The organism is Sphingosinicella sp. LHD-64, assembly GCF_031157375.1.
Lineage (GTDB): Bacteria > Pseudomonadota > Alphaproteobacteria > Sphingomonadales > Sphingomonadaceae > Allosphingosinicella.
Genome location: NZ_JAVIFV010000001.1, coordinates 653789 through 678644 on the forward strand (window position 1 = coordinate 653789; position 24856 = coordinate 678644).

At 67.2% G+C, this 24856-nt stretch carries 21 protein-coding genes; 12 read left to right on the plus strand and 9 right to left on the minus strand.

Going from position 1 to position 24856, the window contains the following annotated elements:
* The first annotated feature begins 4 nt into the window (after window positions 1-4).
* Window positions 5-2329 carry an ATP-dependent Clp protease ATP-binding subunit ClpA gene (gene clpA / locus RCO27_RS03165; RefSeq protein ID WP_309001187.1) on the plus strand — a complete coding sequence of 775 codons (2325 nt, stop codon included), beginning with the start codon at window positions 5-7 and terminating at the stop codon, window positions 2327-2329.
* A 104-nt stretch (window positions 2330-2433) separates the two neighbouring features.
* Here clpA and RCO27_RS03170 read toward each other — a convergent pair whose 3' ends face one another.
* Window positions 2434-3093, minus strand: a complete 660-nt coding sequence (locus RCO27_RS03170) for an NAD(P)-binding domain-containing protein (RefSeq protein WP_309001188.1) — start codon at window positions 3091-3093, stop codon at window positions 2434-2436.
* 68 nt (window positions 3094-3161) lie between these two features.
* On the minus strand, window positions 3162-4133 hold the full coding sequence (locus RCO27_RS03175) for a dienelactone hydrolase (RefSeq protein WP_309001189.1): 972 nt from the start codon (window positions 4131-4133) through the stop codon (window positions 3162-3164).
* 16 nt (window positions 4134-4149) lie between these two features.
* On the opposite strand from RCO27_RS03175, the gene RCO27_RS03180 reads away from it, so the two are divergent.
* Window positions 4150-5061 carry a LytTR family DNA-binding domain-containing protein gene (locus tag RCO27_RS03180; protein WP_309001190.1) on the plus strand — a complete coding sequence of 304 codons (912 nt, stop codon included), beginning with the start codon at window positions 4150-4152 and terminating at the stop codon, window positions 5059-5061.
* Here the strand turns inward: RCO27_RS03180 and RCO27_RS03185 are convergent.
* From RCO27_RS03185 to epsC, 3 genes are all read right to left on the minus strand, one after another.
* On the minus strand, window positions 5058-6866 hold the full coding sequence (locus RCO27_RS03185) for a gamma-glutamyltransferase family protein (RefSeq protein ID WP_309001191.1): 1809 nt from the start codon (window positions 6864-6866) through the stop codon (window positions 5058-5060). The two genes, RCO27_RS03180 and RCO27_RS03185, sit on opposite strands and share 4 nt — an antisense overlap.
* Window positions 6867-6948: 82 nt before the next feature.
* A complete protein-coding gene (locus RCO27_RS03190; protein ID WP_309001192.1) occupies window positions 6949-7293 on the minus strand; it encodes a DUF2794 domain-containing protein in 345 nt (114 codons plus the stop codon).
* On the minus strand, window positions 7293-8000 hold the full coding sequence (gene epsC, locus RCO27_RS03195; protein WP_309001193.1) for a serine O-acetyltransferase EpsC: 708 nt from the start codon (window positions 7998-8000) through the stop codon (window positions 7293-7295). The genes RCO27_RS03190 and epsC overlap by 1 nt, the downstream gene beginning before the upstream one ends.
* Window positions 8001-8397: 397 nt before the next feature.
* Between epsC and RCO27_RS03200 the strand changes: the two genes are divergently transcribed.
* From RCO27_RS03200 to RCO27_RS03240, 9 genes are all read left to right on the plus strand, one after another.
* The gene (locus RCO27_RS03200; RefSeq protein ID WP_309001194.1) at window positions 8398-8946 is read left to right on the plus strand and encodes a hypothetical protein; all 549 of its coding nucleotides are present in this window, start codon (window positions 8398-8400) and stop codon (window positions 8944-8946) included.
* Between the two features lie 302 nt (window positions 8947-9248).
* Window positions 9249-11453 (plus strand): catalase/peroxidase HPI, encoded by a 2205-nt coding sequence (gene katG, locus RCO27_RS03205; RefSeq protein ID WP_309001195.1) that lies wholly within the window; start codon window positions 9249-9251, stop codon window positions 11451-11453.
* A gap of 77 nt (window positions 11454-11530) precedes the next feature.
* Window positions 11531-11815: a hypothetical protein gene (locus tag RCO27_RS03210; RefSeq protein ID WP_309001196.1), complete on the plus strand. Its 285-nt coding sequence runs from the start codon at window positions 11531-11533 to the stop codon at window positions 11813-11815.
* Window positions 11812-12018, plus strand: a complete 207-nt coding sequence (locus tag RCO27_RS03215; protein WP_309001197.1) for a hypothetical protein — start codon at window positions 11812-11814, stop codon at window positions 12016-12018. Before RCO27_RS03210 ends, RCO27_RS03215 begins: the two co-directional genes overlap by 4 nt.
* A gap of 108 nt (window positions 12019-12126) precedes the next feature.
* Window positions 12127-12648 (plus strand): sigma-70 family RNA polymerase sigma factor, encoded by a 522-nt coding sequence (locus tag RCO27_RS03220; RefSeq protein WP_309001198.1) that lies wholly within the window; start codon window positions 12127-12129, stop codon window positions 12646-12648.
* Window positions 12645-13265, plus strand: a complete 621-nt coding sequence (locus tag RCO27_RS03225; RefSeq protein ID WP_309001199.1) for a hypothetical protein — start codon at window positions 12645-12647, stop codon at window positions 13263-13265. Before RCO27_RS03220 ends, RCO27_RS03225 begins: the two co-directional genes overlap by 4 nt.
* Window positions 13266-13346: 81 nt before the next feature.
* Window positions 13347-13502 (plus strand): hypothetical protein, encoded by a 156-nt coding sequence (locus RCO27_RS03230; RefSeq protein WP_309001200.1) that lies wholly within the window; start codon window positions 13347-13349, stop codon window positions 13500-13502.
* A 318-nt stretch (window positions 13503-13820) separates the two neighbouring features.
* Window positions 13821-14597: a HEAT repeat domain-containing protein gene (locus tag RCO27_RS03235; RefSeq protein ID WP_309001201.1), complete on the plus strand. Its 777-nt coding sequence runs from the start codon at window positions 13821-13823 to the stop codon at window positions 14595-14597.
* Window positions 14597-15517, plus strand: coding sequence for a transposase (locus tag RCO27_RS03240; RefSeq protein WP_309001202.1), 921 nt, complete (start codon window positions 14597-14599; stop codon window positions 15515-15517). The genes RCO27_RS03235 and RCO27_RS03240 overlap by 1 nt, the downstream gene beginning before the upstream one ends.
* Here RCO27_RS03240 and RCO27_RS03245 read toward each other — a convergent pair.
* From RCO27_RS03245 to RCO27_RS03255, 3 genes are all read right to left on the minus strand, one after another.
* Window positions 15514-16740, minus strand: coding sequence for an SGNH/GDSL hydrolase family protein (locus RCO27_RS03245; protein ID WP_309001203.1), 1227 nt, complete (start codon window positions 16738-16740; stop codon window positions 15514-15516). The genes RCO27_RS03240 and RCO27_RS03245 overlap by 4 nt on opposite strands.
* 78 nt (window positions 16741-16818) lie before the next feature.
* The gene (locus tag RCO27_RS03250; protein WP_309001204.1) at window positions 16819-18069 is read right to left on the minus strand and encodes a cyclopropane-fatty-acyl-phospholipid synthase family protein; all 1251 of its coding nucleotides are present in this window, start codon (window positions 18067-18069) and stop codon (window positions 16819-16821) included.
* A 215-nt stretch (window positions 18070-18284) separates the two neighbouring features.
* Window positions 18285-22769 carry a Calx-beta domain-containing protein gene (locus RCO27_RS03255; RefSeq protein ID WP_309001205.1) on the minus strand — a complete coding sequence of 1495 codons (4485 nt, stop codon included), beginning with the start codon at window positions 22767-22769 and terminating at the stop codon, window positions 18285-18287.
* Window positions 22770-23090: 321 nt separating this feature from the next.
* On the opposite strand from RCO27_RS03255, the gene RCO27_RS03260 reads away from it, so the two are divergent.
* Entirely contained in the window at window positions 23091-23744 is a 654-nt protein-coding gene (locus RCO27_RS03260) for a L,D-transpeptidase family protein (protein WP_309001206.1), read from the plus strand.
* 12 nt (window positions 23745-23756) lie between these two features.
* On the opposite strand, the gene RCO27_RS03265 is transcribed toward RCO27_RS03260, so the two are convergent.
* Window positions 23757-24854: a class I SAM-dependent RNA methyltransferase gene (locus tag RCO27_RS03265; protein WP_309001903.1), complete on the minus strand. Its 1098-nt coding sequence runs from the start codon at window positions 24852-24854 to the stop codon at window positions 23757-23759.
* Window positions 24855-24856: the final 2 nt, after the last annotated feature.

Below are 24856 nucleotides of genomic sequence, written 5' to 3' on the forward strand. Positions count from 1 at the left end.
ACCCATGCCGTCCTTTGCCCGCGAACTCGAGCAAACGCTCCACAACGCCCTCGCCGAGGCGAGCGGCCGCCGGCACGAATATGCGACCCTCGAGCATCTGCTGCTCGCCCTCACCGAAGACGTCCATGCCGGGCGGGTGATGGAGGCGTGCGGCGTCAATCTCGGCGAATTGAAGGACCAGGTCCGCCACTATCTCGACAGCGAACTCGAGGCGCTCAAGGTCCAGGCCGACACCGACCCCTCCCCCACCAGCGGCTTCCAGCGCGTCGTCCAGCGCGCGATCCTCCACGTCCAGTCCTCCGGTCGCGACGAGGTGACCGGCGCCAACGTGCTGGTCGCTTTGTTCTCCGAGCGGGAAAGCTACGCGGTCTATTTCCTGCAGCAGCAGGACATGAGCCGCCTCGACGCGGTGACCTACATCTCGCATGGCGTTGGCAAGGGCGAGACGCCCGCCCAGCCGGCCGAGACCAAGGGCGCCGAGGAGACGAAGCAGGAAGAAGGCAAGAAGAAGCCCGAATCGGCGCTCAAGCAGTTCACCGTCAATCTCAACGAGAAGGCGCAGGAGGGCCGCGTCGACCCACTGATCGGGCGGGGCCCGGAGGTCGACCGCACCGTTCAGATCCTCTGCCGCCGCAGCAAGAACAACCCGCTCTATGTGGGCGATCCGGGGGTCGGCAAGACCGCGATCGCGGAAGGTCTCGCGCGCAAGATCGTCGAGGGCGACGTGCCGGACGTGCTGAAGCCCGCCGTCATCTACTCGCTCGACATGGGCGCGCTGCTCGCCGGCACCCGCTATCGCGGCGACTTCGAGGAGCGGCTGAAGGCGGTGGTGAACGAGCTGGAGAAGCTGCCCGACGCCATCCTGTTCATCGACGAGATCCACACCGTGATCGGCGCCGGCGCGACATCCGGCGGCGCGATGGACGCGTCGAACCTGCTCAAGCCCGCGCTGTCGGGCGGGACGATCCGGTGCATCGGCTCGACCACCTACAAGGAGTTCCGCAACCATTTCGAGAAGGACCGGGCGCTGCTCCGGCGCTTCCAGAAGATCGACGTCAACGAGCCGACCTTGGAGGACACGATCAAGATCCTCGCGGGCCTCCGCTCGGCCTTCGAGGAGCATCACAGCGTCAAGTACACGCCGGACGCGATCAAGGCGGCGGTCGAGCTCTCCGCGCGCTACATCAACGACCGCAAGCTGCCCGACAAGGCGATCGACGTGATCGACGAGGTCGGCGCCATGCAGATGCTGGTGCCGCCGTCGAAGCGCAAGAAGACGATCACGGTGAAGGAGATCGAGGCGGTCATCTCGACCATGGCGCGCATCCCGGCCAAGAGCGTGTCGAGCGACGACAAGAAGGCGCTCGAGCATCTCGACAAGGACCTGAAGCGGGTAGTGTTCGGCCAGGACGACGCAATCAGCCGGCTGGCTTCGGCGATCAAGCTCAGCCGTGCCGGCCTGCGCGATCCCGACAAGCCGATCGGTTCCTACCTCTTCTCCGGCCCGACCGGCGTCGGCAAGACCGAGGTGGCGCGCCAGCTCGCCTCGATCATGGGCATCCCGCTGCAGCGCTTCGACATGTCGGAATATATGGAGCGGCACAGCGTCAGCCGCCTGATCGGCGCCCCGCCGGGCTATGTCGGCTATGACCAGGGCGGCCTCCTGACCGACGCGGTCGACCAGCATCCGCACTCGGTGCTCCTCCTCGACGAGATCGAGAAGGCGCATCCGGACCTGTTCAACATCCTGCTCCAGATCATGGACAATGGCCGGCTCACCGACCATCACGGCAAGACGGTCGATTTCCGCAACGTCATCCTGATCATGACCACCAATGCCGGTGCGCAGGACATGGCGAGCGAGGGGATCGGTTTCGGCAACATCTCCAAGGAAGATGCGAGCGACGAGGCGGTGAAGCGGATGTTCTCGCCGGAGTTCCGCAACCGCCTCGATGCGATCGTCCCGTTCGGCTACCTGCCGACCGAGGTCGTTGCGCGAGTGGTGGACAAGTTCATCCTGCAACTCGAGCTCCAGCTCGCCGACCGCAACGTCCACATCGAACTGGACGACGAGGCGCGCGAATGGCTGACCGCGCGCGGCTACGACAAGCTCTATGGTGCCCGGCCGATGGGCCGGCTGGTCCAGGAGAAGATCAAGCAGCCGCTCGCCGAGGAACTGCTCTTCGGCAAGCTGGTCCATGGCGGCGAGGTCAAAGTCCGGATCAAAGACAATGCCCCGTCGTTCGAGATCATCCCCGCCCCGCCCAAGGCTTCGAAGAAGAAGAGCAGGCCTGCCGGCAAGGCGAAGGAGCAGGATCAGCAGGCCTGAACGGCCGACGCCGTCGCCTGGTCCTCGGGATCCGGCGACGGCGGCGACCTCATGGTGATGTCAATCGGCCCGCGCGCGCCGATCGGATAGCGTATCTTCGACGATCACGGCCGGTATCCCGCGATATGCCAGTTGAAATCGGCATGGCCGGCCGCCTGCCACAGCCGCATCCAGAGCGGCATGAGCAGTTCGGTCGCCCGCGCCGAGGTGATGTCGCCGACATCGATGATCCGGTCCGCGCTCCAGCCGAATTCCCGTTCCAGGAAGCCGGCCACCTCCGTCTTCGCATCCGGGTCATTTCCGGCAATGAACAGGTGATGCATGCCCGGCACGCGACCGGGATCGACCATCACCTGGCAGTTCAACGTGTTTAAGGCCTTGACCACGCGCGCCCCGGGAAGGGCGGCCTGAACCTGCTCGCCCAGCGAATTGTCGACCCCGTATTTGAGGGACGGGAGAGCCGAGCCGGCCAGCGGGACGAGAGGATTGGACACGTCGATCACGATCTTGCCGGCAACCGCCTCCGCATCGATCACCTGAAGGGTTTCAAGCGCCCTCGCCCCATTGAGGCAGCTGAAGACCATCTCGCCGAACCGGGCGGCTTCCGCGAATGCGCCAGCCCGACCGCCGCTCCTTTCCGCCCATCGCGTCACGCTTTCCGAGTTCGCCGAGCGCGATCCCATCATGACCTCGTGACCCCGTTCCACGCATTTCCCGGCCAGGGCCTCACCGACCATACCCGTCCCAAGAATCCCGATCCGCATTCGCTTCCTCCAAAGGCAGCATGTAGTACTACTCGTACTATACGCTGTCTTTCATTGCGGAAGAATGTCTATTCGGCTGCTGCAACATCAGTCGCCGCGGCAAGATTGTCCCGGAAGAAGCGGACGACCTCGCGGTTGAAGGTCGCATGGAAGGCGGTGCGGTCGAAGCCCGGCCGCGACGTGCAGATTTCGGGCACCGCGCGCGCCAGCTCGGCCGAGCAGGGCTTGAGGAAGTCGAAGTGCCCTGCCCCCTGCACCAGATGATATTCGGGCGACGACAACCGTGCGCGCACCGGCTCGACATAATGCGGTGACGGCAGGATCTCGTCATGCTCTGCCTGCCAGAGCTGGACCGGAATGCGGATACCGGCCAGGCTTTCGGCGGTGAAGGAATAGCCGAGCGCCGGCGCGGCCGAGACCACTGCCCTGATCCGTGCGTCGGGCCGCCAGCGCCATGTCTCGGGAGACGCGGTGGGATGCGCTGCGCGGAGGCGGCAGTCGGAGAAATCGTTGCGGTGGCGGCAATGGTCGATGACCGCGGCCGGATCGGGCCGGGCGCCGATGGCGGCCAATACCGTGAAACCACCGGACGAGAAGCCGAACGCGCCGATCCGGCGGGGATCGATATGGGCGCGTCCCCGCCAATCCTGAAGCAGATAGTCGATCAGTATGCTGAGCTGTCGCGGCCGGTTCGGCATGTCGGTCGCCAGGCTCTGGTCCAGATGGTTGTCGCCGCCATGGGTGAGCGCCGCCGCCACGAAGCCCGCTTCGGCGAGGGCGATCGCGGTATCCGAATGACCGCCGAAATGGCCGCCATTGCCGTGCGAAAGGACGACGAGCGGCAATCCCTCTCCGACGACCGGCGCCGGGTCGCCCGCAGCGGGCTGCATATGCGACGCGGCCGGATACCATATTCCGACCTCGATCGACCCGCCCTGAGGGTCGGGAATTGTGAGCGTTTCAAAACCAACGCCCGCCCATGCCGGCTGGCCGACCAGCAGGCAGAGCGCCAGCAGGACAGTGGAAATCCGGATCGCCATATATTCTCCCGATTTCGTGGTGAAACCGGGTGCTTCTGGCCTCGCCGGCGCCGGGCTTCACCGCCCTATTCGTGAACGGGCGAACGGGTTCGCCGGCAGGCGAACGGTTTTCGGGGACCGCCTCGCCCGCTATGACGTCGTCATGTTCGCCACGACGATGCTGGGGCGCGATATACGAGGATGGGCAATCCGCCTCGCCATCTATGGCGCGCTTGGCGTCTTCATGGGCCTGGCCGGCCCGTTCGGAAGCTATTTCAACGATTCGGCGCCGACCCGCATCGCCTATTGGACCGCCAGCACCCTGATGGGGTGCATCGGCTTCGACCTGCTGATCCGGTGGTCGCGGGCCCATGCGACGCGGAGGAGTTGGCCCACCTGGATGTGGATGGCGGGAATCGTCCTGCTCGCCACGATCCCGCTTGCCCTCGCAACCCGCACCCTTGCGGTCGCCCTGTGGCCGTTCCTCGTCCGGATCGGCTGGATCGAATGGTACGGCCAGTCGCTGCTGATCAGCACCTTCTGCACCGTCACCTACGTCGTCCTCGGGCTGCATGCCACGCAGAACCCGCATCGCAACGAGGACGCCGGGCTGCCGCTCCACCTGCCGCTCAGGCTCGGACGCGACCTGATCTGCCTCCAGATGGAGGATCATTATGTGCGGGTGCACACCCGGCAGGGCTCCGATCTGGTGCTGATGCCGCTCGGCCAGGCGATCGCGCGGCTCGACGGGGTCGAGGGCATGCAGATCCACCGATCCTGGTGGGTGGCACGCCGCGCAGTGACGGCGGTGGTCGAAGACGGCCGCAACGTCCGCCTCAGGCTGATGAACGGAATCGAGGCGCCCGTCTCGCGGGCCAATGTGTCGCGCCTGCGCGCCGCCGGCTGGCTGCCGTCGCGCGACGAGATCGGCGGCCAGGCCGCGGCCTAATAGGCCAGCGCGCAGCCATCGGCGCGCATCTCGCTGGCGCCGGCATAGACGCGCTGATCCCCACTCATGCGCTGCTCGATGCACTGGTAGCGGCCGAAGCCACCATCGCTCTCGCCGATCCGCCAGCCCAGGTCGACCAGCGCCTGCCGGGTGGCAGCCGGAACGCCGCTCTCCAGCCGCAGCACGCCGGTCGGCCCGAGATCGGGTGAATCCTCGCCCATGCGCTGCGACGACCCTTCATGGTGCCAGCGCGGGGAATCGCCAGCCGCCTGGATGTCGAGGCCGAAATCCACGCAGTTCATGACGATCTGCGACTGGCCCTGCGGCTGCATGTCGCCGCCCATCACGCCGAACGAGAGCCAGGGCCCGCCGTCCTTCGTCGCGAAGCCCGGGATGATCGTCTGGAAGGGCCGCTTGCCCGGCGCGTAGACATTGGGATGGCCGTCCTCGAGCGCGAAGAGCTGGCCGCGGTCCTGGAACATGAAGCCCAGGCCGTCCGCGACGAGGCCTGAGCCCATGCCGCGGAAGTTGGACTGGATCATCGAGACCATCATCCCCCAGCGATCCGACGCGGTGAAATAGGTGGTGTCGCCACGGCTCGGCGCGGTGCCGGGCTGCACGCTCGGGTTGACTCGGTCCGGCCGGATCAGCCGGGCCCGCTCGGCGGCATAGTCCTTGGAGACCAGCCATTCGAACGGCACGCGCGAGAAGGCCGGGTCGGCGTAATAGCGGGCGCGGTCCTCGTAGGCGAGGCGCTTGGCCTCGGCGGCGATGTGGATCGCCCGCGCCGACTGGAAGCCGGCCGCGCGCATGTCGAACCGCTCGATCATGTTGAGCATCTGCAGCGTCGCGACGCCTTGCGTGTTGGCGCCGAGCGCGTGGACGGTGACGCCGCGATAATCGGTGGCGAACGGCTCGGACCATTCGGCACGATGGGCGGCAAGATCCGCGCGCGTCATCCAGCCGCCGATCCGGCGGAAATAGCGCTCGATCGTGTCGGCGATCGGCCCATCATAATAAGCGTCGCGGCCGCCCTCGGCGATCATCCGGTAGGTGCGGGCGAGATCGGGATTGCGGAAGACCTCGCCGACCCCCGGCCCCTCGCCCCAGACGGCGCGGGCATTGGCGGCCTCCTCCATCTCGCTCGCCCGGCGGGCGAAGTTCGCCATGGACCGGCGCATGTAGTGACTGATGATCTCCGGCACCGGTGCGCCCTCGCTGGCCAGCGCGATCGCCGGAGCGAACAGATCGCGCCAGGGCAGCCGGCCGTAACGCTGGTGCAGGGCCCACCAGCCGTCGACCGCCCCCGGCACCGAGACCGTGACCGCGCCATAAGGCGGCAGCACGCCGTTCCGGGCGCGGGACCGGACCGTTTCGAGGCTGAGGCCGCGCGGCGAGCGGCCGGAGCCGGCCAGGCCGACGACCTTGCGCCGCGCCGGGTCCCACAGCATCGCATAGACGTCGCCGCCGATCCCGCAGGCCGTCGGCTCGAGGAAGCCGAGGCAGGCATTGATCGCGATCGCCGCGTCCACGGCCGAGCCGCCGGCCTTGAGGATCTCGATCCCCGCCTGCGTCGCCAGCGGGTGCGCCGTCCCGGCCGCGCCCGAACGCCCGTACACGGCCGAGCGCGAGGCGAAGCTGGCCCCGACCGGGCGATCCCCGGCGCGTAGGTCGGGGCGTGCATAGGTCTCCTCGCCCGCGGGCTGGAACCCGGGAATCGAAGTCGGCCGCGCCTGCGCTTCCGTCCGGACGGCAAGGCCTGCTGCAGCAAACGGGGCGGCAGCGAGGAAGGTGCGGCGGCGCATGCGAATCTCCCCTGAATTCCGGTTTCGCCGAACCCTAAGCGGACGGGCCGGTTTGGCAACCTTGGGAGATGCGCCGCAGCGCTTACAGATCGCCGACCAGCTTCAGCAGCCGCCGCTCGATCGAGGCCAGCACCGGCCCGAGCTCATGGCCGCGCTTCAGCACCTGCCCGGCCTCGCCGATCAGCGCCCACTGCCCCTGCCTGCCGCGCAGCGCCGGGCGCTTCTCGATGCGGTATTCGGGCCGCTCGGCGGCGCGGCGGAAGGCCCAGAAGCTTGCCGCATCGGGGCGGAACTCGATCGCATAGTCCTTCCACAGGCCGGCGGCGACCATGCGACCGTAGAGGTCCACGATCCGGTTCAATTCGAACCTGTCGAAACCCACCTGCGCTTTGGAGTCCGGTCCTGGAAACTGCAGGACCGTCCCCATCAGGCGCGGCCCTGCTCTTTGACGGGCAGCTCCCCGGCGGCGTGATCCCGCTCCTCGATGAGCTCGGCGAGGCGCTTGCGCAGCAACTCGATCTCGCACTGGAGGATCTCGAGCTTCTGCGTCGCCGGATCGAACGTCTCCGAGCAGGGCGTGCCATAGGGCAGGAAGCGCGCCCGGGCGCTCTCCTGCGCGTCGACCAGCGTCGAACGCGCCGGAATGCCGATCATGGTGGCCCCTTCGGGCACGTCCTTGGTGACGACGCTGTTGGCGCCGATCCGGGCGTGCGGGCCGACGATGATCGGCCCCAGAATCTGCGCGCCGGACCCGATGATGACGCCGTCCCGGATGGACGGATGGCGCTTGCCGGCGATGCCGTTGGTCGGGTTGGTGCCGCCCAGAGTCACCTGCTGGTAGATTGTGACGTCGTCGCCGATCGTCGCTGTCTCGCCGATCACGACGAAGCCGTGATCGATGAAGAAGTTCCGGCCGATCTCGGCGCCCGGATGGATGTCGATCGCGGTCAGCATCCGCGAGATGTGATTGACCAGCCGGGCGAGGAAGAAGAGCTCGCCGTTGAACAGCCAATGGGCGATTCGGTGGAAGCCGACCGCCCACACGCCGGGATAAAGCAGGATTTCCCACCGCGATCGCGGCGCCGGATCGCGCGCCTTGATCGAATCCAGATAGGCCAGGAGGCCGGAAGCCATGGCGTGCCCTTGTTCGTTGCAGCGCCAGAAATAGTCCGGCCGCACGCGGATTTCCAGTGCGCACGGCGCGATCGCACGGACGCGGCGATCACCACGCGACTGCTTGGAGGACGCTCCTCTTTAAGCTATGCACATCATTGCGTTCTGAGTTGTCCGGGGAATGGGCCTGTTGCCCCTTTCGCGGACATGGCTGCACGAGGAATCGCACATTGACCTTGCGCCCGGCCTTTGGGCTCCTGCTGTCCATGCACCGCCGGTGCGCGCCGATCTCTTCGGCGCATGTCGGCGCGCCTTTCCCACGCATCCAACCCGGCACAGAACCGCGTATCCGCCTTTTGCGGACCGGCGGCACCGAAAGGTCTGCCCGGCCCCCGGGGCATGTGGAAGGGGTGATTGCATGAAAACCACAAGAAAACTGACCCGCCGGTCCTTTCTGGGACGTGTGGCGGGGGGTGCGATCGCGGGGGGCGCGGCACTGACCATTCTCGGCGGACGTGCCGAGGCGTTCCAGGTGACCGACAATGATACCGGCCCGAATGCGGACCCGGTCGGCCGTGGGCGCGGCCGCTCCGGAATCACCGACAACGACACTGGTCCCAACGCCGATCCGGCGGGCAACGGCCGCGGCCGGCGCGGCGGGCGTTCGGGAATCACCGACAATGACACGGGTCCCAATGCCGATCCGGCCGGTGACGGCCGTGGCCGGCGCGGACGCAGCGGCATCACCGACAACGACACCGGTCGCTATGCCGATCCCGCCGGCAATGGGCGCGGCGGCCGGCGCGGGCGCGGGCGGACCGGCCTGACCGACGGCGATTCCGGCGGCAACGCGGATCCGGCGGGCAATGGGCGCGGCCGGCGCGGCAATCGCTGCAGTGGCCTCACCGACAGCGACAGCGGCAGTTGGGCCGATCCGGCGCGTTGCGGACGCGGTCGACACAATTAGAGGTTCTCAGGGAGGGGAGGGGAGGCACGAACCGCCCTCCCCTTTTTTCATGCCCCGGCCGGGCCGGACCAGTCGTCTGGCGACTTTTGCACCGCAATAACATCGCCCTGCTCGATCAGTCTTACCGCTTTTAATCGTTTTTGACTTTCGCTCTCCGGTCGTAGGGTCATGTTGCTTACCCGTCGCAGAAGGGAGCATCATGGCTGCCACGAACCCCCTCGAGTTCGTCACGAATGCCGTCGTCCTGGACGCCGCAGTGGGCCGGCCGACTCGAAACGCGAACTAGACATCGGAGAGAGACAATGGACGCAAAGACCAGTGGCAGCCCCCTCAGCGATCCCGCGAAGGAACCCGCGGCGTTGCGGTCCCTGCTGGGCCGCACCAACCGCGACTGGTGGCCGAACCAGCTCAGCCTCGACATTCTCCATCAGCATGGCCGGCACGGCAATCCGATGGGGGACGACTTCGACTATGCGAAGGAATTCCAGTCGATCGACTATCAGCAGCTGAAGGCCGACCTTACCGCGCTGATGACCGACAGCCAGCCCTGGTGGCCGGCCGACTACGGCCATTACGGCCCCTTCTTCATCCGCATGGCATGGCACGCGGCCGGCACCTATCGAACGGGGGATGGCCGCGGTGGCGCCTCCTCGGGCGACCAGCGCTTTGCGCCGCTCAACTCCTGGCCCGACAATGCCAATCTCGACAAGGCGCGCCGGCTGCTCTGGCCCATCAAGCAGAAATATGGCCGCAAGCTCTCCTGGGCGGATCTGCTGATCCTCACCGGCAACGTCGCGATCGAATCGATGGGCGGCCCGGTGTTCGGCTTCGGGGGTGGCCGCGAGGACATCTACGAGCCGCAGAAGGACGTCTACTGGGGCACCGAGGAGTACTGGGTCGGGCACGAAAAGAATCAGACCCGCATCCGGCCCGAGGAGCAGATGGTGCTGGAGGAGCCGCTCGCGGCGATCCAGATGGGCCTGATCTACGTCAATCCGACCGGCCCGGGCGGCAATCCCGATCCCCTGTTGTCGGCCCGGGACATCCGCGAGACGTTCGCGCGGATGGCGATGAACGACGAGGAGACTGTCGCGCTCACCGCCGGCGGCCACACGTTCGGCAAGTGCCACGGCGCGGGCGATGCGTCCAAGGTCGGCGCGGAGCCGGAGGGCGCTGACATCGCCCAGCAGGGCCTCGGCTGGCAAAGCGGCCACGAGAGCGGCGTCGGCGATCACACCATCACCAGCGGCCTCGAAGGCGCCTGGACGCCGACGCCGGTCCAGTGGACGCACAACTATTTCCGCATGCTGATGGACTATGAATACGAGCTGGTGAAGAGCCCGGCCGGTGCGCCGCAATGGCAGCCGGTGAACCAGAAGCCGGAGGACATGGCGCCCGGCGCGCACAGTCCGGACCGGCGTCTGCCGACGATGATGACCACCGCCGACATGGCGTTCAAGATGGATCCCAAATACCGGGAAATCTCCGAGCGCTTCTACCGGAATCCAGACCAGTTCGCCGACGCCTTCGCCCGCGCCTGGTTCAAGCTCACCCACCGCGACATGGGGCCCAAGGCCCGTTATCTCGGCCCGGAAGTGCCGGCGGAGGATCTGATCTGGCAGGATCCGATCCCGGCCGGCCCGAAGCTCAGCGACGGCGACGTCGCGACGCTCAAGGGCAAGATCGCGGACTCCGGCCTCAGCGTCAGCCAGCTGGTCAAGACCGCCTGGGCCTCGGCCTCGACCTTCCGCGATTCCGACAAGCGCGGCGGCGCCAACGGCGCGCGCATCCGGCTCGCGCCGCAGAAGGACTGGGCGGTCAACGAGCCCGCCGAGCTCGCCAAGGCGCTCAAGGTCTATGAGGGCATTCAGGCCGATTTCGGCGGCAAGGTCAGCATCGCCGATCTGATCGTGCTCGGTGGCAATGTCGGCGTCGAGAAGGCGGCGAAGGATGCGGGGCATAGTGTCACCGTGCCCTTCTCCTCCGGCCGCGGCGACGCGTCGCAGGAGCAGACCGACGCGCACAGCTTCGAGCCGCTCGAGCCGCGGGCGGAAGGCTTCCGCAATTATCTCGCGGTCCGTTTCAGCGTGCCGACCGAGGAGCTGCTGATCGACCGCTCGCAGCTGCTCGGCCTCAGCGCGCCGGAGATGACGGTGCTGGTCGGCGGCCTGCGCGTGCTCGGCGCCAACCATGGCGGGTCGCAGCATGGCGTGTTCACCGACCGGCCGGGCCAGCTCACCAATGACTTCTTCGTCAACCTGCTCGACATGGGCACGGCGTGGAAGGAACTCGATCCGGCAGGCGACGAGGTGTTCGCCGGCACAGATCGCAAGACCGACCGGCAGAAGTGGACGGCGACGCGAACCGATCTTGTCTTCGGTTCGAACTCGCAGCTCCGGGCGCTTTCCGAGGTCTATGCCGCGGCCGATGCGGGCGAGAAGTTCGTCCGCGATTTTGTCGCGGCCTGGACCAAGGTGATGAATGCTGATCGTTTCGATTTGAAGTGACGATCTCGCCGGCGCGGGGCCGCCCCTTCCCCGCGCCGGCTTCGACAATGTCCGAGGAGAGGACGGGGCCGATGCAGATGTCCGACGTCGACACACTCGACGGCGCAAGGACCTGGTGGGTGCCGGCGGTGACCGCACCGATGCGCGACTGGGCGGGCATGCCCGGCTGCCGGCGTGGTGCGCGCTTCCTGATCGACGAGGAGTCGCTCCGGCCGGCGCGCGACAATTATCCTCTGTTCGAGAACCGCATCGACTGCCTGCAATGGATCATGGCCCATCGCACCGCGCTGGTGCGGACCGCCCCCGATGCGAACGTCGCGCCGGTCAGCCTCGCCCATTGGCTGCTGGGGATCGAGGGATGAGCGGGACGGAGGACGTCGCTCGACTTATCCGCGCGCGGCGTGATGGCCTCTGCGACGCATGCATCGCGGCGGATCTCGCGTTGCCGACCCGCCGCGTCCATTGGGCTGCCGCGATGCTGGGCAAGGTGATCGGATTTCAGCGCATCCACCACCGCTGCTCGCGTTGCACGGAGATCAGATGGATGACCCGCCGGGCCGCCTGATCGTATCCACATTGACGCGCTCGGGTCGCGAGCGTTTACCCCGTCTTCAGACCCATGTGATTGTTCGCCGTTTCGTGCGAGAAACAGTGAGTGGGGAGTCGGCCGCTTATGGCCACAGCAACCGGCATGGCTGGAGATGAGACGCCGCCGTTCGAGCGCATCGTCGCCGAACACGGCGCACTCATCACGCGCATCGCCATGTCCTATGAAGCCGACCCCGCCCTGCGCGAAGACCTGGTCCAGCAGATCCTCCTCGCCGTCTGGCAGGCGCTGCCGAGCTTTCGCGCCGACGCCTCGCTGAAGACCTTCATCGCGCGGATCGCCCAGAATCGGGCTATTTCCTTTGTTGCCAAGCAAGTACGCCAGCTGCCGACTGCGGAAATTCCTGAAAAACTCGAAGCCGGTGACCCAGATCCGGAACAAAGCGCAATTGACGCAAGCGAGCGGCGCGCGTTGATTGAAGCAACACGTCGCCTTCCAGTACCACAACGTGAAGTTATCGTTTTGGTTCTCGAAGGTTTCAGCTATGCGGAAATCGCCGAAATGTTGGGAATCGCGCCCAATGCTTTGGCGTTGAGGCTTTCACGGGCGAAGGCGGCGCTCAAATCTATGCTGGAGAGGGGGCGATGACAGATTTCGATCTCGAACGCCTCGGCGACATGTGGCGCCAGGATCCCGATCCGGCGGAGATCGAAAAGCTCCGCCGGACCGCCGACCGGGTCGCACGACATGCGCGACGCGCCCAGTTTGCCGATGCGGCATTCGCCATCCTCGTTTCGATCGTCGTGCTGATACTCGCCATTTCCAATCCGAGGCCGGCGACCTTGCTGATCGGCGGCGCTGCCATCGCGCTGATGCTGGGAAGCAGCATTCGCCAACGCAAATTGCGTGCGCTCGAGCTAAAATCGCTCACAGGCACGGCCGAGCAGATGCTCGACCAATCCATCGCCCGCGCCCATGCGACGCTGAAACGGGTCCGTACGGGACTGCTCGGCGGCTTGCCGGGCGTGATCCTGGGCCTGGCCTTTGGCGCCGCCCTCGAGAGCGGCTCGGTCGACGGTATTCTCGCGGACATCGGGGAGAGGCTCGCGGGGCCGCATTCGGTGGCCGTCCATCTGGTGATCATCGTCGCCGCGCTTTACATCTATCTTTTCGTCATGATGCGGCGCAGCCGGCGCGAGCTCAAAAGCCTGACCGTCTTGCGTGACGCGTATCGGCGAGAAGATGGAGAGCCCGCGTCCGACTGATCAAATGGAATTCCGTTTAGCAAAGTATAAATCAATCGGTGCGACAAGCCACCTCCCTAAAAGCTAAGATGGGAGGCAAAAATGGCCAAAGAATTTGAAACGATCCGGTTCGAAGTGGAAGCTCTTCCGGAGCTCTGCACACAGGTGGCTGTCGCGGGCGCGGCAAAGCAGCAAGAGGTTGGCGGTGCGGCTTGTCTCGGCGTTGCAGCCGGCCTTGCCATCTACATAGCAGCTTGAAGCAAATCTGCCGGCGGCACGTACGGAGGCGCTCTGCCCCCGTGGTGGTCGCCGGCAAGTCAAGGCCGGAGCGTCATACGCGTGACCAGTGAAGCCAATCGAACTGGAGCGCCCGCGCCCGCGGATCGCGCAAAGTCGCTGGCCTGGCTCGCAGACCGCGAAGCCCAGCGCCAGACGCAACAGACAGTCGACGCGTTCGCAACCGACTGGCGAAGCGGCGGTTTGCATCGACGTTTGGACGCGGCCTTCGCGACGGCGCCCGATCGGAGCGCGGAGGTGACCGCCGAGGCCGTCCGATCGCTACTTGAGGGTGATTGGTTGGATAGTTTGATCGTCGGTCTCGCCGACATGCTCAGGAGCGATCCGTTTGCGGAACCGCCCTTCCCCGCGATCTACAGCGACATCCATAAAGGACTCATGGTCTACGAGAGTCCGGACGTTTCGCTTGCGATCGGCGCCATCAACATCGCCCAGCTTGCCGCCAAGAAGAGCGCGCACCGCGGCGCAACCTCGATCGGCTTCACCGGCCGGATGTCGGTCCTCAAGTTCGTCGATGCGGGCGATGCGCTGCTGTCGTTCTGGGAAGCGCCGCCGATCGGCGCCGGCTTCTCCGCGACATCGGCCGGCCGCTGCGTCCGGACCGGCGAGCGCCGGCTGGCCGATGGCGACGTGCTCGTCGTCGACGGGCGCCGGCAGGCCTATGTGATCGAACAGGCCCGCGCGAACATCCTGCTGCTTCAGGCGGAGATCGCGCGCGATCAGGCGCCGGTGGGCGTCGAATATGATTCCGGGAGCCTGTCCTATGTCGGCTGCAATGCGAATGACGACGGCGCATCGCGCATCCAGATGATGGCGACGTTGCTGCGCAAGCTCGATTGCAGCGCGGCCTTCCCCGTCATGGCCGCGCTTCTCGACCATCCGGACTTCTTCGTGCGCTGGCATGTGATGCGCGAGCTGATCGGCATCGATGCCCGCGCCGCGCTGCCTCACCTGCGCACCATGGCTGCACTCGACCCGCATGACGATGTTCGCGCGACGGCGGGCGCGACGCTGGCGCATCTCGAGCAGGTCGTCGGCGACCGGAAGGCCGCCTGATGCCCCGGATCATCGATTGCCCGGAAACGGCCCCTCTCGAGCTCGGCGATGTCATCGCCGCACTCAACGATCCGGCCTTCGATCCCGCTGACGAGGACAGCTTCGCGGCGGCCGGGGTGCTGCTCAAGGGGCTGGCTGCCAATCGACAGTTCCTCGCCGACATCGCGGTCGCCGAGCTCAAGGACCGCTGCGTGCGTCAGACCCGGGAGAACAAGTACAGCTCGCAGGTCATCATGCTGCACCGCGCCAGCGAGAAATATTTCATCCGCGCCAATTTCTGGCCGAGCCCGCGCGACAGCCTGTTCAAGGCCAGCGGCACCTCGCCCTTCTTCTACCACGTGCCGCACGACCACAATTTCTCGTTCCTGACCGTCGGCTATCTGGGACCGGGCTATTGGAGCGACTATTACGAATATGACCGGGAGGGCGTGGTCGGCGTTCCCGGCGAGAAGGTGAACCTGCGCTTCGTCGAAAAGGCGAAGCTCGATCTGGGCAAGGTCATGCTCTACCGCGCCCATCGCGACGTGCACGACCAGCTCCCCGCCGACGAGATGTCGATCTCGATCAACATCATGGAGGCCTCGCCGCGCCAGCCGTTCCTCGACCAGTACCGCTTCGACGTGAAACGATGCGAGATCGCCGAGATCCTGAACCGGACGGCGACGGAAGCCCTGCTGGCGATCGCCGCCACCCAGACGGGCGGCAATGCCCGCGACCTGGTCGAAAGCTTCGCGGCGCACCATCCGTCCGAGCGCATCCGGTTCGCCGCCCTGCGCGAGCTCGCTGCGGCCGCGCCCGGCGTCGATGAGGGTCTCGCCGTGCTGGATCGCGGCGCGGCCTCGCCGAGCCCTTTCATCGCGGCGATGAGCGTGCGGGAGATTGCCCGCGTCCAGGCCGGCCGCGGCTGGCTCGAGCGCTAGCGGAACAGCTCCAGCGGCACCGCGTCGGCCATCGCCCGGTAACCGGCGATCGATGGGTGCAGTCCGTCCAGGTCATAGTCCGGCCGTATCCGGTCCGGCCGGTCCGGATCGCGCATCGCCGCATCGAAATCGATCACCGCGTCGAAATTGCCAGGCGTCCGGATCCAGGCGTTGATCGCCTGCCGGCTCGCCTCGGTCGGCGGGCCGGGATGATAATAATCGGACCCGGCGAACGGCAGGATCGTCGCGCCGATCACCCGGATGCCGCGCTCGCGCGCCCTTCGGACCATCTGGGCATAGGCGCCGACGACGCCCCGCACGAGCGCCTCGTGCTGCTCGGGCGTCGCCGGCGCGCCTCGGGTCAGCACGCCGAGATCGTTCACGCCTTCGAGGATCACGAGGTAGCGCACGCCGGCCTGCGAGAGCACGTCGCGGTCGAAGCGGGCCAGCGCGCTGGGGCCGAGCCCGTCGCGCAGCATCCGGTTGCCGCTGATGCCATGGTTGAGCACCGACAGATGCCGCGTCTGCGGGGCGGCCTGGAGCCGCTGGGCGAGGAAATCCGGCCAGCGGTTGTTGGCCCCGCCGGTCACGCCATAGCCGTCGGTGATCGAATCGCCGAACAGCACGATCGCCGCCTCCCGACCTCGCGCTTCGACGTCGATGCCGCCAAGCTGATACCAGTGGTCGATCTTCGCGGCGCCCGGCAGGTCGACCGCGTCGCTGTGCACGCCGCGCAGCAGCCAGGAGTCGATGCGCGAGCCCGGATGGCCGGTCTGCCGCGCCGGCGGCTCGGGCAGGTGCATCGTCACCGCGAGGCTGGTCAGCGCAGGCACGGCGAGGTCGACGGGATCGGAGAGATAGTCGGCACCCGCCGGGATCACGACCGTGCGATGGCCGGCAAAAGTCACCGCCCGCCCCGTCCCGGCGACGATCCGCGCGCCGCCGCCGTCGCTCAGGGCGACATGTACGTTGTCGACCGCCAGGGGTTCGGTTCCGAAGGCGTTGGACAGGCGGACCCGGATGCTCTCGCCGCCCAGCGTCAGGCGCACCACCTGGCGCAACGTCATGTCGCGCAGCTGGTCGTCGGGAAGCATGTTGTGCGGCTCGGGTATTTGCTGCGAGGTCGCCCAGCTCCCGACCCAGCGCTGCGCGGCGGCAGGCGTTGCACCGAGCGATGCCGCCAGCAGGACCGCCGTCAACCGTGACAACCACCAGCGCATCATGCCTCCCCCGCCGAAGTTTCGTTAGCGCTAACATGAAACGTCGGCACGGCAATCGCAATAGGGTCGAACGATGGCGGATCAGGCCGCGATCGAGCTCGACCGGACCGTCTCCAATCCGCGCAGCCGCCGCTCCTCCTCGAACAGATAGTCGCGGGTCAGCGGCGCCGCGTCCCGCTTGCGGGTCAGCTGAAACTGGAAGACGACGTGGCCGTCATGGACGAAGGCGCTGCGCGAACCGGCGAGGTAGAAGAGCCACATCCGGTAGAAGCGCTCGTCGTAGAGCGAGACGATCTCGTCCCGTGCCGCGACGCTGCGATCGTACCAGTGTTCGAGCGTGCGGGCATAATGGAGGCGCAGCACCTCGAGGTCGGTGAGCCACAGCCAGGACTTCTCCACCGCCGGCATCACCTGGCTGAGCGACGGCACATAGCCGCCGGGGAAGATATATTTTGTGGTCCAGCCGTCGGTGGCGCCGGGCCCGTCGGCGCGACCGATCGTATGGAGCAGCATCACCCCCTCGGGCGTCAGCAGCTCGCGGCAATGGTCGAAGAAAGCGCCGTAATAGGGCGGCCCGACATGCTCGAACATGCCGACCGAGACGATCCGGTCGAATTGTCCCGCAACGTCGCGATAGTCGATCAGCTCGAACTTCACCCGGTCGGCGACACCCGCTTCCTCGGCCCGCCGGCGCGCAACCCTGAGCTGTTCCTCCGAGAGAGTGATGCCGAGCACGTCCACGTCGGCGACGCGGTTGAGATAGAGGGCGAGCCCGCCCCAACCGCAGCCGATGTCGAGCACCCGCTGGCCGCGCTCGAGCCGGAGCTTGGCGGCGATATGGGCCTTCTTGTCGAGCTGCGCCTGATCGAGCCCAACGTCCGGCCCTGCGAAATAGGCGCAGCTATACTGCCGGTCGCGGTCGAGGAAGAGGTCGTAGAGCCGGCCGGACAGGTCGTAGTGATGGGCGACATTGCGCCTGGCGCGACGCCGCCAGTTCCAGGTGTCGAACCAGGCCGCGACGCCTTGATGGCGCTTGAGGATGCGCCGCGTCCGATTGTCGGCATCCCAGCGTCCGTTGTAGCCGACGAGATCGATGAAGTCGCGGACGTCGCCGTCCTCGACGACCAGTCGCCCGTCCATATAGGCCTCGCCCGCGCCGAGTGCGGGATCGCGCGCGATCCACCAGGGCGTCGCGCGCCCGAACAGGCGCACCGTCACCGGCCGAACGCCTTCGCGCGGCGCGCCGTAGCTGTGTGCCTTGCCGGACGGATCGACGACCGTCAGCGGCCCGGTTTTCACGAGCGCGCGCAGCATCCGGTCAAGAAGGAACATCGCCCCTCCCTCGTCTCCACGGCATCAACCGATCCCTTCTGCCTCCATGACAGAAGCGTTTCAATCCGGCATCGGTTCCGGGTGGGAGGCCAGCGACGGTCGAACAACCGCGACCGGCTGTCATTGCGAGGAGTGGAGCGACGAAGCAATCCAGCGGAGGCAGCCCTGGATTGCTTCGCTTCGCTCGCAATGACGATCGGTGACTGTGAGAAAGCTCAGGCGAAGATCACGTCGGCGCTGGTCAGCAGCACCCCGGTCTGGATCGTGAAGTCGGCGGCGCCGTCACCGTCGACATCGCCGGCCAGATAGGAGGATCCGCCGGACGTGTAGGCGCGCAGCTGACCCGCCGCGCCGCTGAACGCCGCGCCGCCGATCCAGGCGAAGCCGTCATGGCCGCCGCCCTCGATCGCGTCGAGGCCGCTGACGTCGACCTTGTCCTGGCCGCGGCGGAAATCGGCGATCCGGTCGTCGCCGCCGATCTCGCTGACGCGGAAGACGTCGTTGCCGTTGCCGCCGGTCAGCAGATCATCGCCGGCGCCGCCGTCGATCAGGTCGTTGCCATTGCCGCCGCTGAGCGTGTCGGCGCCCTCCCCGCCGAACAGCCAGTCATTGCCGTTGCCACCGTCGAGGACGTCGTTGCCGAGCCCGCCGAGCAGGATGTCGTCGTCATTGCCGCCGCTGATCCAGTCGTTGCCGCGCCCGCCGTCGATCACGTCGGCGCCGTTGCCGCCCGAAAGCGTATCGGCGTCGCCAAAGCCGTAGAGCACGTCGCTGCCATTTCCGCCCGACAAGGTGTCGGCGCCCGCCGTCCCGTCGATCTGGTCGTTGCCGTTGCCCCCATTGCGGGTCACGCCCGGGTCGCTGGCGCCCGAGACGGTGACCTCGACCGTCGCGGTATCGCTGCCGCCGCGGCCATCGCTGACCGTGTAGGCAAAGCGGTCGACCAACGTCTCGCCGGCACCGAGCTCGTTGATGACCTCACCGTTCGCGACATAGCGCAACGTGCCGGTGGCCGGATCGAAGACGAGGCTGCCGAGCGTGCCGGTCGCGTCCACACCGACGATCGCCAGCGTGTCACCGGCATCCGGATCGCTGTCATTGCCGAGCAGCAGGCCCCAGAGGTTGTCGCTGGTGGCGTCCTCCGCCACCGCAATCGCATCGTCCCTCGCGACCGGCGCGGCATTCGGCGCCGGGATGAAGAAGCGGCCGAGGACGGGATCGTGATCGGTGGCGCGCGGCGTGCCGCTGGCCTGCTCGGCGTTGATGTGAACCGCGTCGAACTGGGCGCCGGAGGCCAGCCCGCCGGTCACGACGATATGGTCGAGCGCCTGCAGGTTGCCCTCGAACAGGTAGGAGTAGCGCTCCGCCTCCGGCAGCAGCCGGTGCAGGTCGGTCATCACCCCGCCCGCCTCGAGCGCGCCGATCGCGTCCTCGAACCAGAAGCCGTTGAAGTCGCCGAGCACGCCGAGTTTCAGCGACGGATCGGTCGCGAGCGCGTCGTTGACATAGGCGCGGACTGCATTGGCCTGGGCGGTGCGCTGGGCATCGCCCGCATCGGCCGGCGGCTGGGTCGAACCGAACAACGGATCGCTGCCGAGGCGCGAGGTGGAATGGACGTTGATCAGAGTCACCGTCTCGCCGTTGAAGGTGAAGTCGGCGACAAGCGGCCGGCGGCTGCCGTTGAACGCCGGCCCCTCGATCAGCTCGGCGCTGCCCTCGACATAGTCGACCCGGTCGGCATTGAAGAGGAAGCCATTGCGGATGTTGCCGCCCGGCTCGCCCCCGGTCGAGCCCGCGCTCGTCGGCGCGATCTCGACATAGACGTAATTGGGGCCGCCGAGCGCCGCGATCGCGTCGATCAGCAGCTGCGCGGTCTCGGTGCCCGACAGCGGATCGCTGCCGTTGAGTCCGTTGGCGTCCTGGACTTCCTGCAGGCCGATGATGTCCGGCGCGGCAAGGCTGTAGACGATGTCGCTGGCGAGCAGGTTGAACTTGGCCGGGCCGTCGCCGGGATCGAGATTCTCGACATTGTAGCTGGCGACGGTGAGATGGTTCGCGTCGCCGGCCAGGTTGGTGGTCTCGCGCGAAACGGTCACGTCCTCGGTCACCGTCACCGGGCCGGTGACCAGCACCTCGTAGCTGTTGAAGCTGTAGGAGACGATGCCGGTCACGTCGGACAGCCGGTCGCCCTGGCTGTGCGCCGGATCATAGCCGGGGAACAGCGCCGGGGTCTGGTCGATCTGGATCCGCTCCGGGTTGAAGTCGCCGTCCGAGACGGTGATGCCGCCACGGTCGTTGACTCCGGAGGCGCCGGCACCGCCCGAGGCGACGACGAAGGTCTCGCCGAAGCTATTGGTCTCGGCGACGACCAGCGGCTGATCGATGGTGACCCGCATGCCTTCAAGCGATTCGTAGAAGTCGATGCCGTCGCTCGCCGGATCGTAGCTGGCGAAGCCGTCGTCATCGATCACCTGGCTCGGCGGCAGTACGCCGCCCGCGCCGATCACCGTCGCCGCCGGCAGCGCATTGCCGGTCGATTGCAGCGTCACCGCTGCCGCGGTCACCTGCGTCACGGTGAGGTTGGTGGTGTCGCCGCCCGGCAGGAACTCGGCGACTGTGCCGTTCACCGACACCGCGTCGCCGATCAGCACGCCCGGCGCTGCGCCGGTGAAAACGAACAGGGCGTCGGACGTGCGGGCGTTGCCGTCGCCGGTCGCGTCCTGGAGGTAGAAGCCATTCGTGGCGACCGCAGTGACAATGCCCCCGGTGGTCACCACTTGGCCCTCATAGCCAGAGCGATGGCCCTCGCCCTGGATCTCGTAGGTCTTGAGGGTGATCGGGTCGTCGTTGACGATCGTGCCCGTCGCCGCGCCGTCGATGATGGCGATATTGCCCTGCGGATTCGCGAGCAGGAGGTTGAAGGTTTCGTTGCCCTCGCCGACCGTGTCGCCGGCGATGCCGATGACGATCTGCGCGCTGGTGTCGCCGACCGCGAAAATAACCGTGCCGGTCAGCGGCTGGCCCGGCGCAAGGTCGGCGACGTCGGCGCTGCCGTCGAGGTTGAGGACATAGTCGACGGCGGCGGCCTGGTCGGTACCGCCGGCGCGGCGCACGGTAAAGACGAGCTGCTGCACGCCGCCGTCGCCCTCGACGACGCTGGCATCGGCGACGCTGATCAGGCCGGTGCCGGTCGGGCTGATGAAGTCCTGGCCGGCATTGACCCCGCCGAAGCTGTCGTCGTTCGAGGCGATCCAGGTGAAGTCCTCGTAGCTCGCGCCGGTGCCGACGAGTTGCAGCGACGAGCCGATCGGGTCGCTGCCGCCCTGGGAGACGCCGATGTCCTGGCTGGTGAGGCCCGCGGCCGGGCCGTTGGCGGCGGTGATCGTCCCCTCGATCGACAGGAACTGGACGACATTGCCTTCGGGATCGACCAGCGCGAAGCCGTCGAACGCGCCGTTCTGGATGCCGTTGGCCGGATAGGAGAAGCTGATCGTCCCATAGCCGTCGTCCTGGTCGGGGACGATGCCGCTCAGGGCCCTGGTGTTGTAGCTTACGGCGGCGCCGGGATCGTTGCTGCCGTTGTAGAGCACGATCGTCCAGCCGGCGAGGTCGGTGCCGGCAGACGCGGCGATCTCGATCGCCTCGCCCGCATCGGTGCCGGCATTGTCGTAATGGATCTCGTTGATAAAGACGCCGCCGCCGGGCGTCGGCGGGGTGTCGTCGTTGAGGATCGTGCCGGTCGCCTCGGCGTCGCCGAGCACCGCGCCGCCGGTCGGCGCGGAGAGCGTGATCGTGAACGTCTCGTCCGGCTCGAAATCGGCGTCGTCGGCGATCTCGATGGCGATCGTCCTTTCCGTCTCGCCGTCGGCGAAGGTGATGGTGCCCGTGAACGGCGGATCGCTCTCGATGTCGGACGCGTCGGCGCTGCCCGTAAAGTTGAGCGTCCAGGTCGCCGAAACCTCGCCGGTATCACCGCCGCTGCGGGTCACGGTGAAGGTGAGCGCGCCGGCATCGTCTTCCACAATGCTCGCATCCGCGATCGACAGCACGCCGGGATCGCCGCCCGACAGAGGGTCGCTGCTGACCACAATGTCGTCGACGCCGACCCATTCGTCATTGCCGCCGGCATTGGTCGTCATGATCCGGATCTGCAGCGTCGCGGCATCGTTCGCGCCGGGCGGCAGGATCACGTCGAGCGCGGTCACCAGCGTCGCGCCCGGGCCGGTCACGTCGGCGAAATAGCCGCCGGGGACGTTGATCCACTCCGCGCCCTCGGCGGTGCGGTACTGGACGTTGACCTGCTGCACCGCGTCCTCGCCGGCGGTGGCGTCGATGTCGCGCAGGTTCGCCTGCAGGCGGATGTCGGAGCGGCCGCTCGCGTCCATGTAGAGGACGAGGCTGGGCGCATCGGCGGTGCCGGAGCCCTGCAGCGCGATCGTCGGATTGGCGATCTGGAATTCGGCGATGCCGCCATTGTTGATCGTCGTGTTCGTCTGGTTGGCGATCACGTCGAGCGCGCCGAGCGCCGGCTGGGTGAGCGTGCGCGGATCGACATTGCTGGGCGATCCTGAATTGATGTCGCCGAGATAGCCCATGATGCTGGCGACGGCCGCCCATTGGTCATTGGCGGTGATCAGACCGGTGTCCGACCAGTCCTGCGCGAAATTGCCCGAAGCCAGCGAAAAATAGGCGTTGCTCATCGATTCCCCCCGATAGATCCGAAAATGCGAGGCCCGGCGGATGCCGGACATCGGGCCAGCATGCCGATTCGGCCGCCGCTGGGGAAGAGGCTTAGCGGGCCCGCATGACTGCCGGGCGATAGGAGGGTTACCGCGGCATTAACGATTTGTGGCGCTTCGGCGACCTTCGTTCATCGTGCGAATCGCCCGGTTCGTCGCTGCGCGGCGGCTTCGACGACGACTCCGCGGCCTTCGCCGCGCGGCGCCTGCATCCCCCGCCGAAACGACTAGCGATCGCTTCCGAAGACGCGAGGCCGGGCCCCCGTCTCAGGGAGAAAAGGGATGAAGTTCGCAAAGTTATTGTCGTTGGGGACCGTTGCCGCGCTGCTGCTCGGCGCCGCGCCCGTTCAGTCGAGCGCCGCGGACGGAAGCGGCGACCGGTCCGTCCAGATGCATGCGCTGTCCGAGACACTGGGCGCCCCGGCCGCGGGGCTGCAGGACTTCGTCGAGACCGCGCAGCGGCCGGTGATCTTCGCCGACGGATCGGATCTCGATCCGGGCGAGTTCGCCTGGCGACCCGAGCTGGCGCCGAGCGGCGCGGTCGAGGTCGTCGTCTCGATCCCGCTCCAGCGCGCCTATGTGTATCGTAGCGGTACCCTGATCGGCGTCACCACCGTGTCCACCGGGCGTCCCGGGCACGCCACGCCGATCGGCCGCTTCGACATTCTCGAGAAGCGGCGCGAGCATTATTCCAACCTCTACAACAACGCGCCGATGCCGTTCATGCAGCGGCTGACCTGGGACGGGATCGCACTCCATGCCGGCCAGATCCCCGGCCGCCCCGCCTCGCACGGCTGCATCCGCCTGCCGATGGCGTTCGCCCGGGAGCTGTTCCAGGTGACCCGGGTCGGTGCGACCGTGCACATCCTCGACGCATCGCCGACACCGGATGTCGCGCTGATCATGGCCCGGGGAGAGCGGCTCGCGTCGCTCTGACGGCCACCGCCATCAGGGCCTGCTGAAACGGCCGGCCAGTTCCACATGGGTCGACCAGCGGAACTGGCCGACCGGCCGTATCCAGTCGAGGCGGTAGCCGCCGTCCAACAACACCCTCGCATCGCGCGCGAAGGTGCTGGGATTGCAAGAGACGTAGGCGATCCGCGGCACGTCCGAAGCAGCCAGCAGCGGCACCTGCTCCTTCGCGCCGGCGCGTGGTGGATCGATGACGATGGCCTCAAAGCGGTTCAGCTCGGCCGTTTCGAGCGGGCGCCGGAAGAGGTCGCGATGGTCAACCAAGACTTGGCGTTGGGCGCGCGCAGCGGCCGATTTCAGTGCCAAGGCGGCATCGCGGGCGCCTTCGGCGGCATAGATGCGGCCATCTAGTGCAAGGGAGAAAGTGCCGAGGCCCGCAAAAAGATCAGCGACGGTCTGCGCATCTCCGATGGCTTGCCGCACGGCACCGACCAGCGCCGCCTCCCCTTCCCGTGTCGCCTGGAGAAAGGCGCCGTGCGGGAGCGGGACGGGGATGTCGCCTAGCGTGATGGTGACGGGCTCCGGCTCCCAGAGGGTCTGGGGGCCATAGCCGTCGTCGATCGCCAGGCGGGCGAGACGATACCCGGCGGCGAAGGCGCCCATCATCTCGGTCGCCGCAAGGCCTTCGACGGTGACGCCTTCGAGCAGGACATCGACGCCCTGGTCCGCCAGGGTCAACACGATTTCGGCACGGCCGGGCAACAGGCGGCGCAGGGGCGCGACGAGCGCGAACAGCTCGGGCCTCAGGATATGGCATTCGCGCATATCGACGATGCGATGGCTCTTCCCGGCATTGAAGCCGATCGCCCCGCCCGCCGCCTTGAGTGCGGCGCGGCGGCGGCTGCGCGGCGGCGAGAGGTGTGGATCGAGGATGTCGGGAACCGGCACGCCTTGTGCCACCAGCGCCGAGGCGACACGGTCCTTGAGGAATTCCGCATAAGCCGCATCGTCGACATGCTGGAGCTGGCAGCCGCCGCAGTCCGGAAAATGGCGGCAGGGCGGCGTTGCGTGGTGCGGGCCGGGACTCACCGCGCCGTCAGGGCTGATCAGGTCACCGGGCGCGGTCATCGGCATGA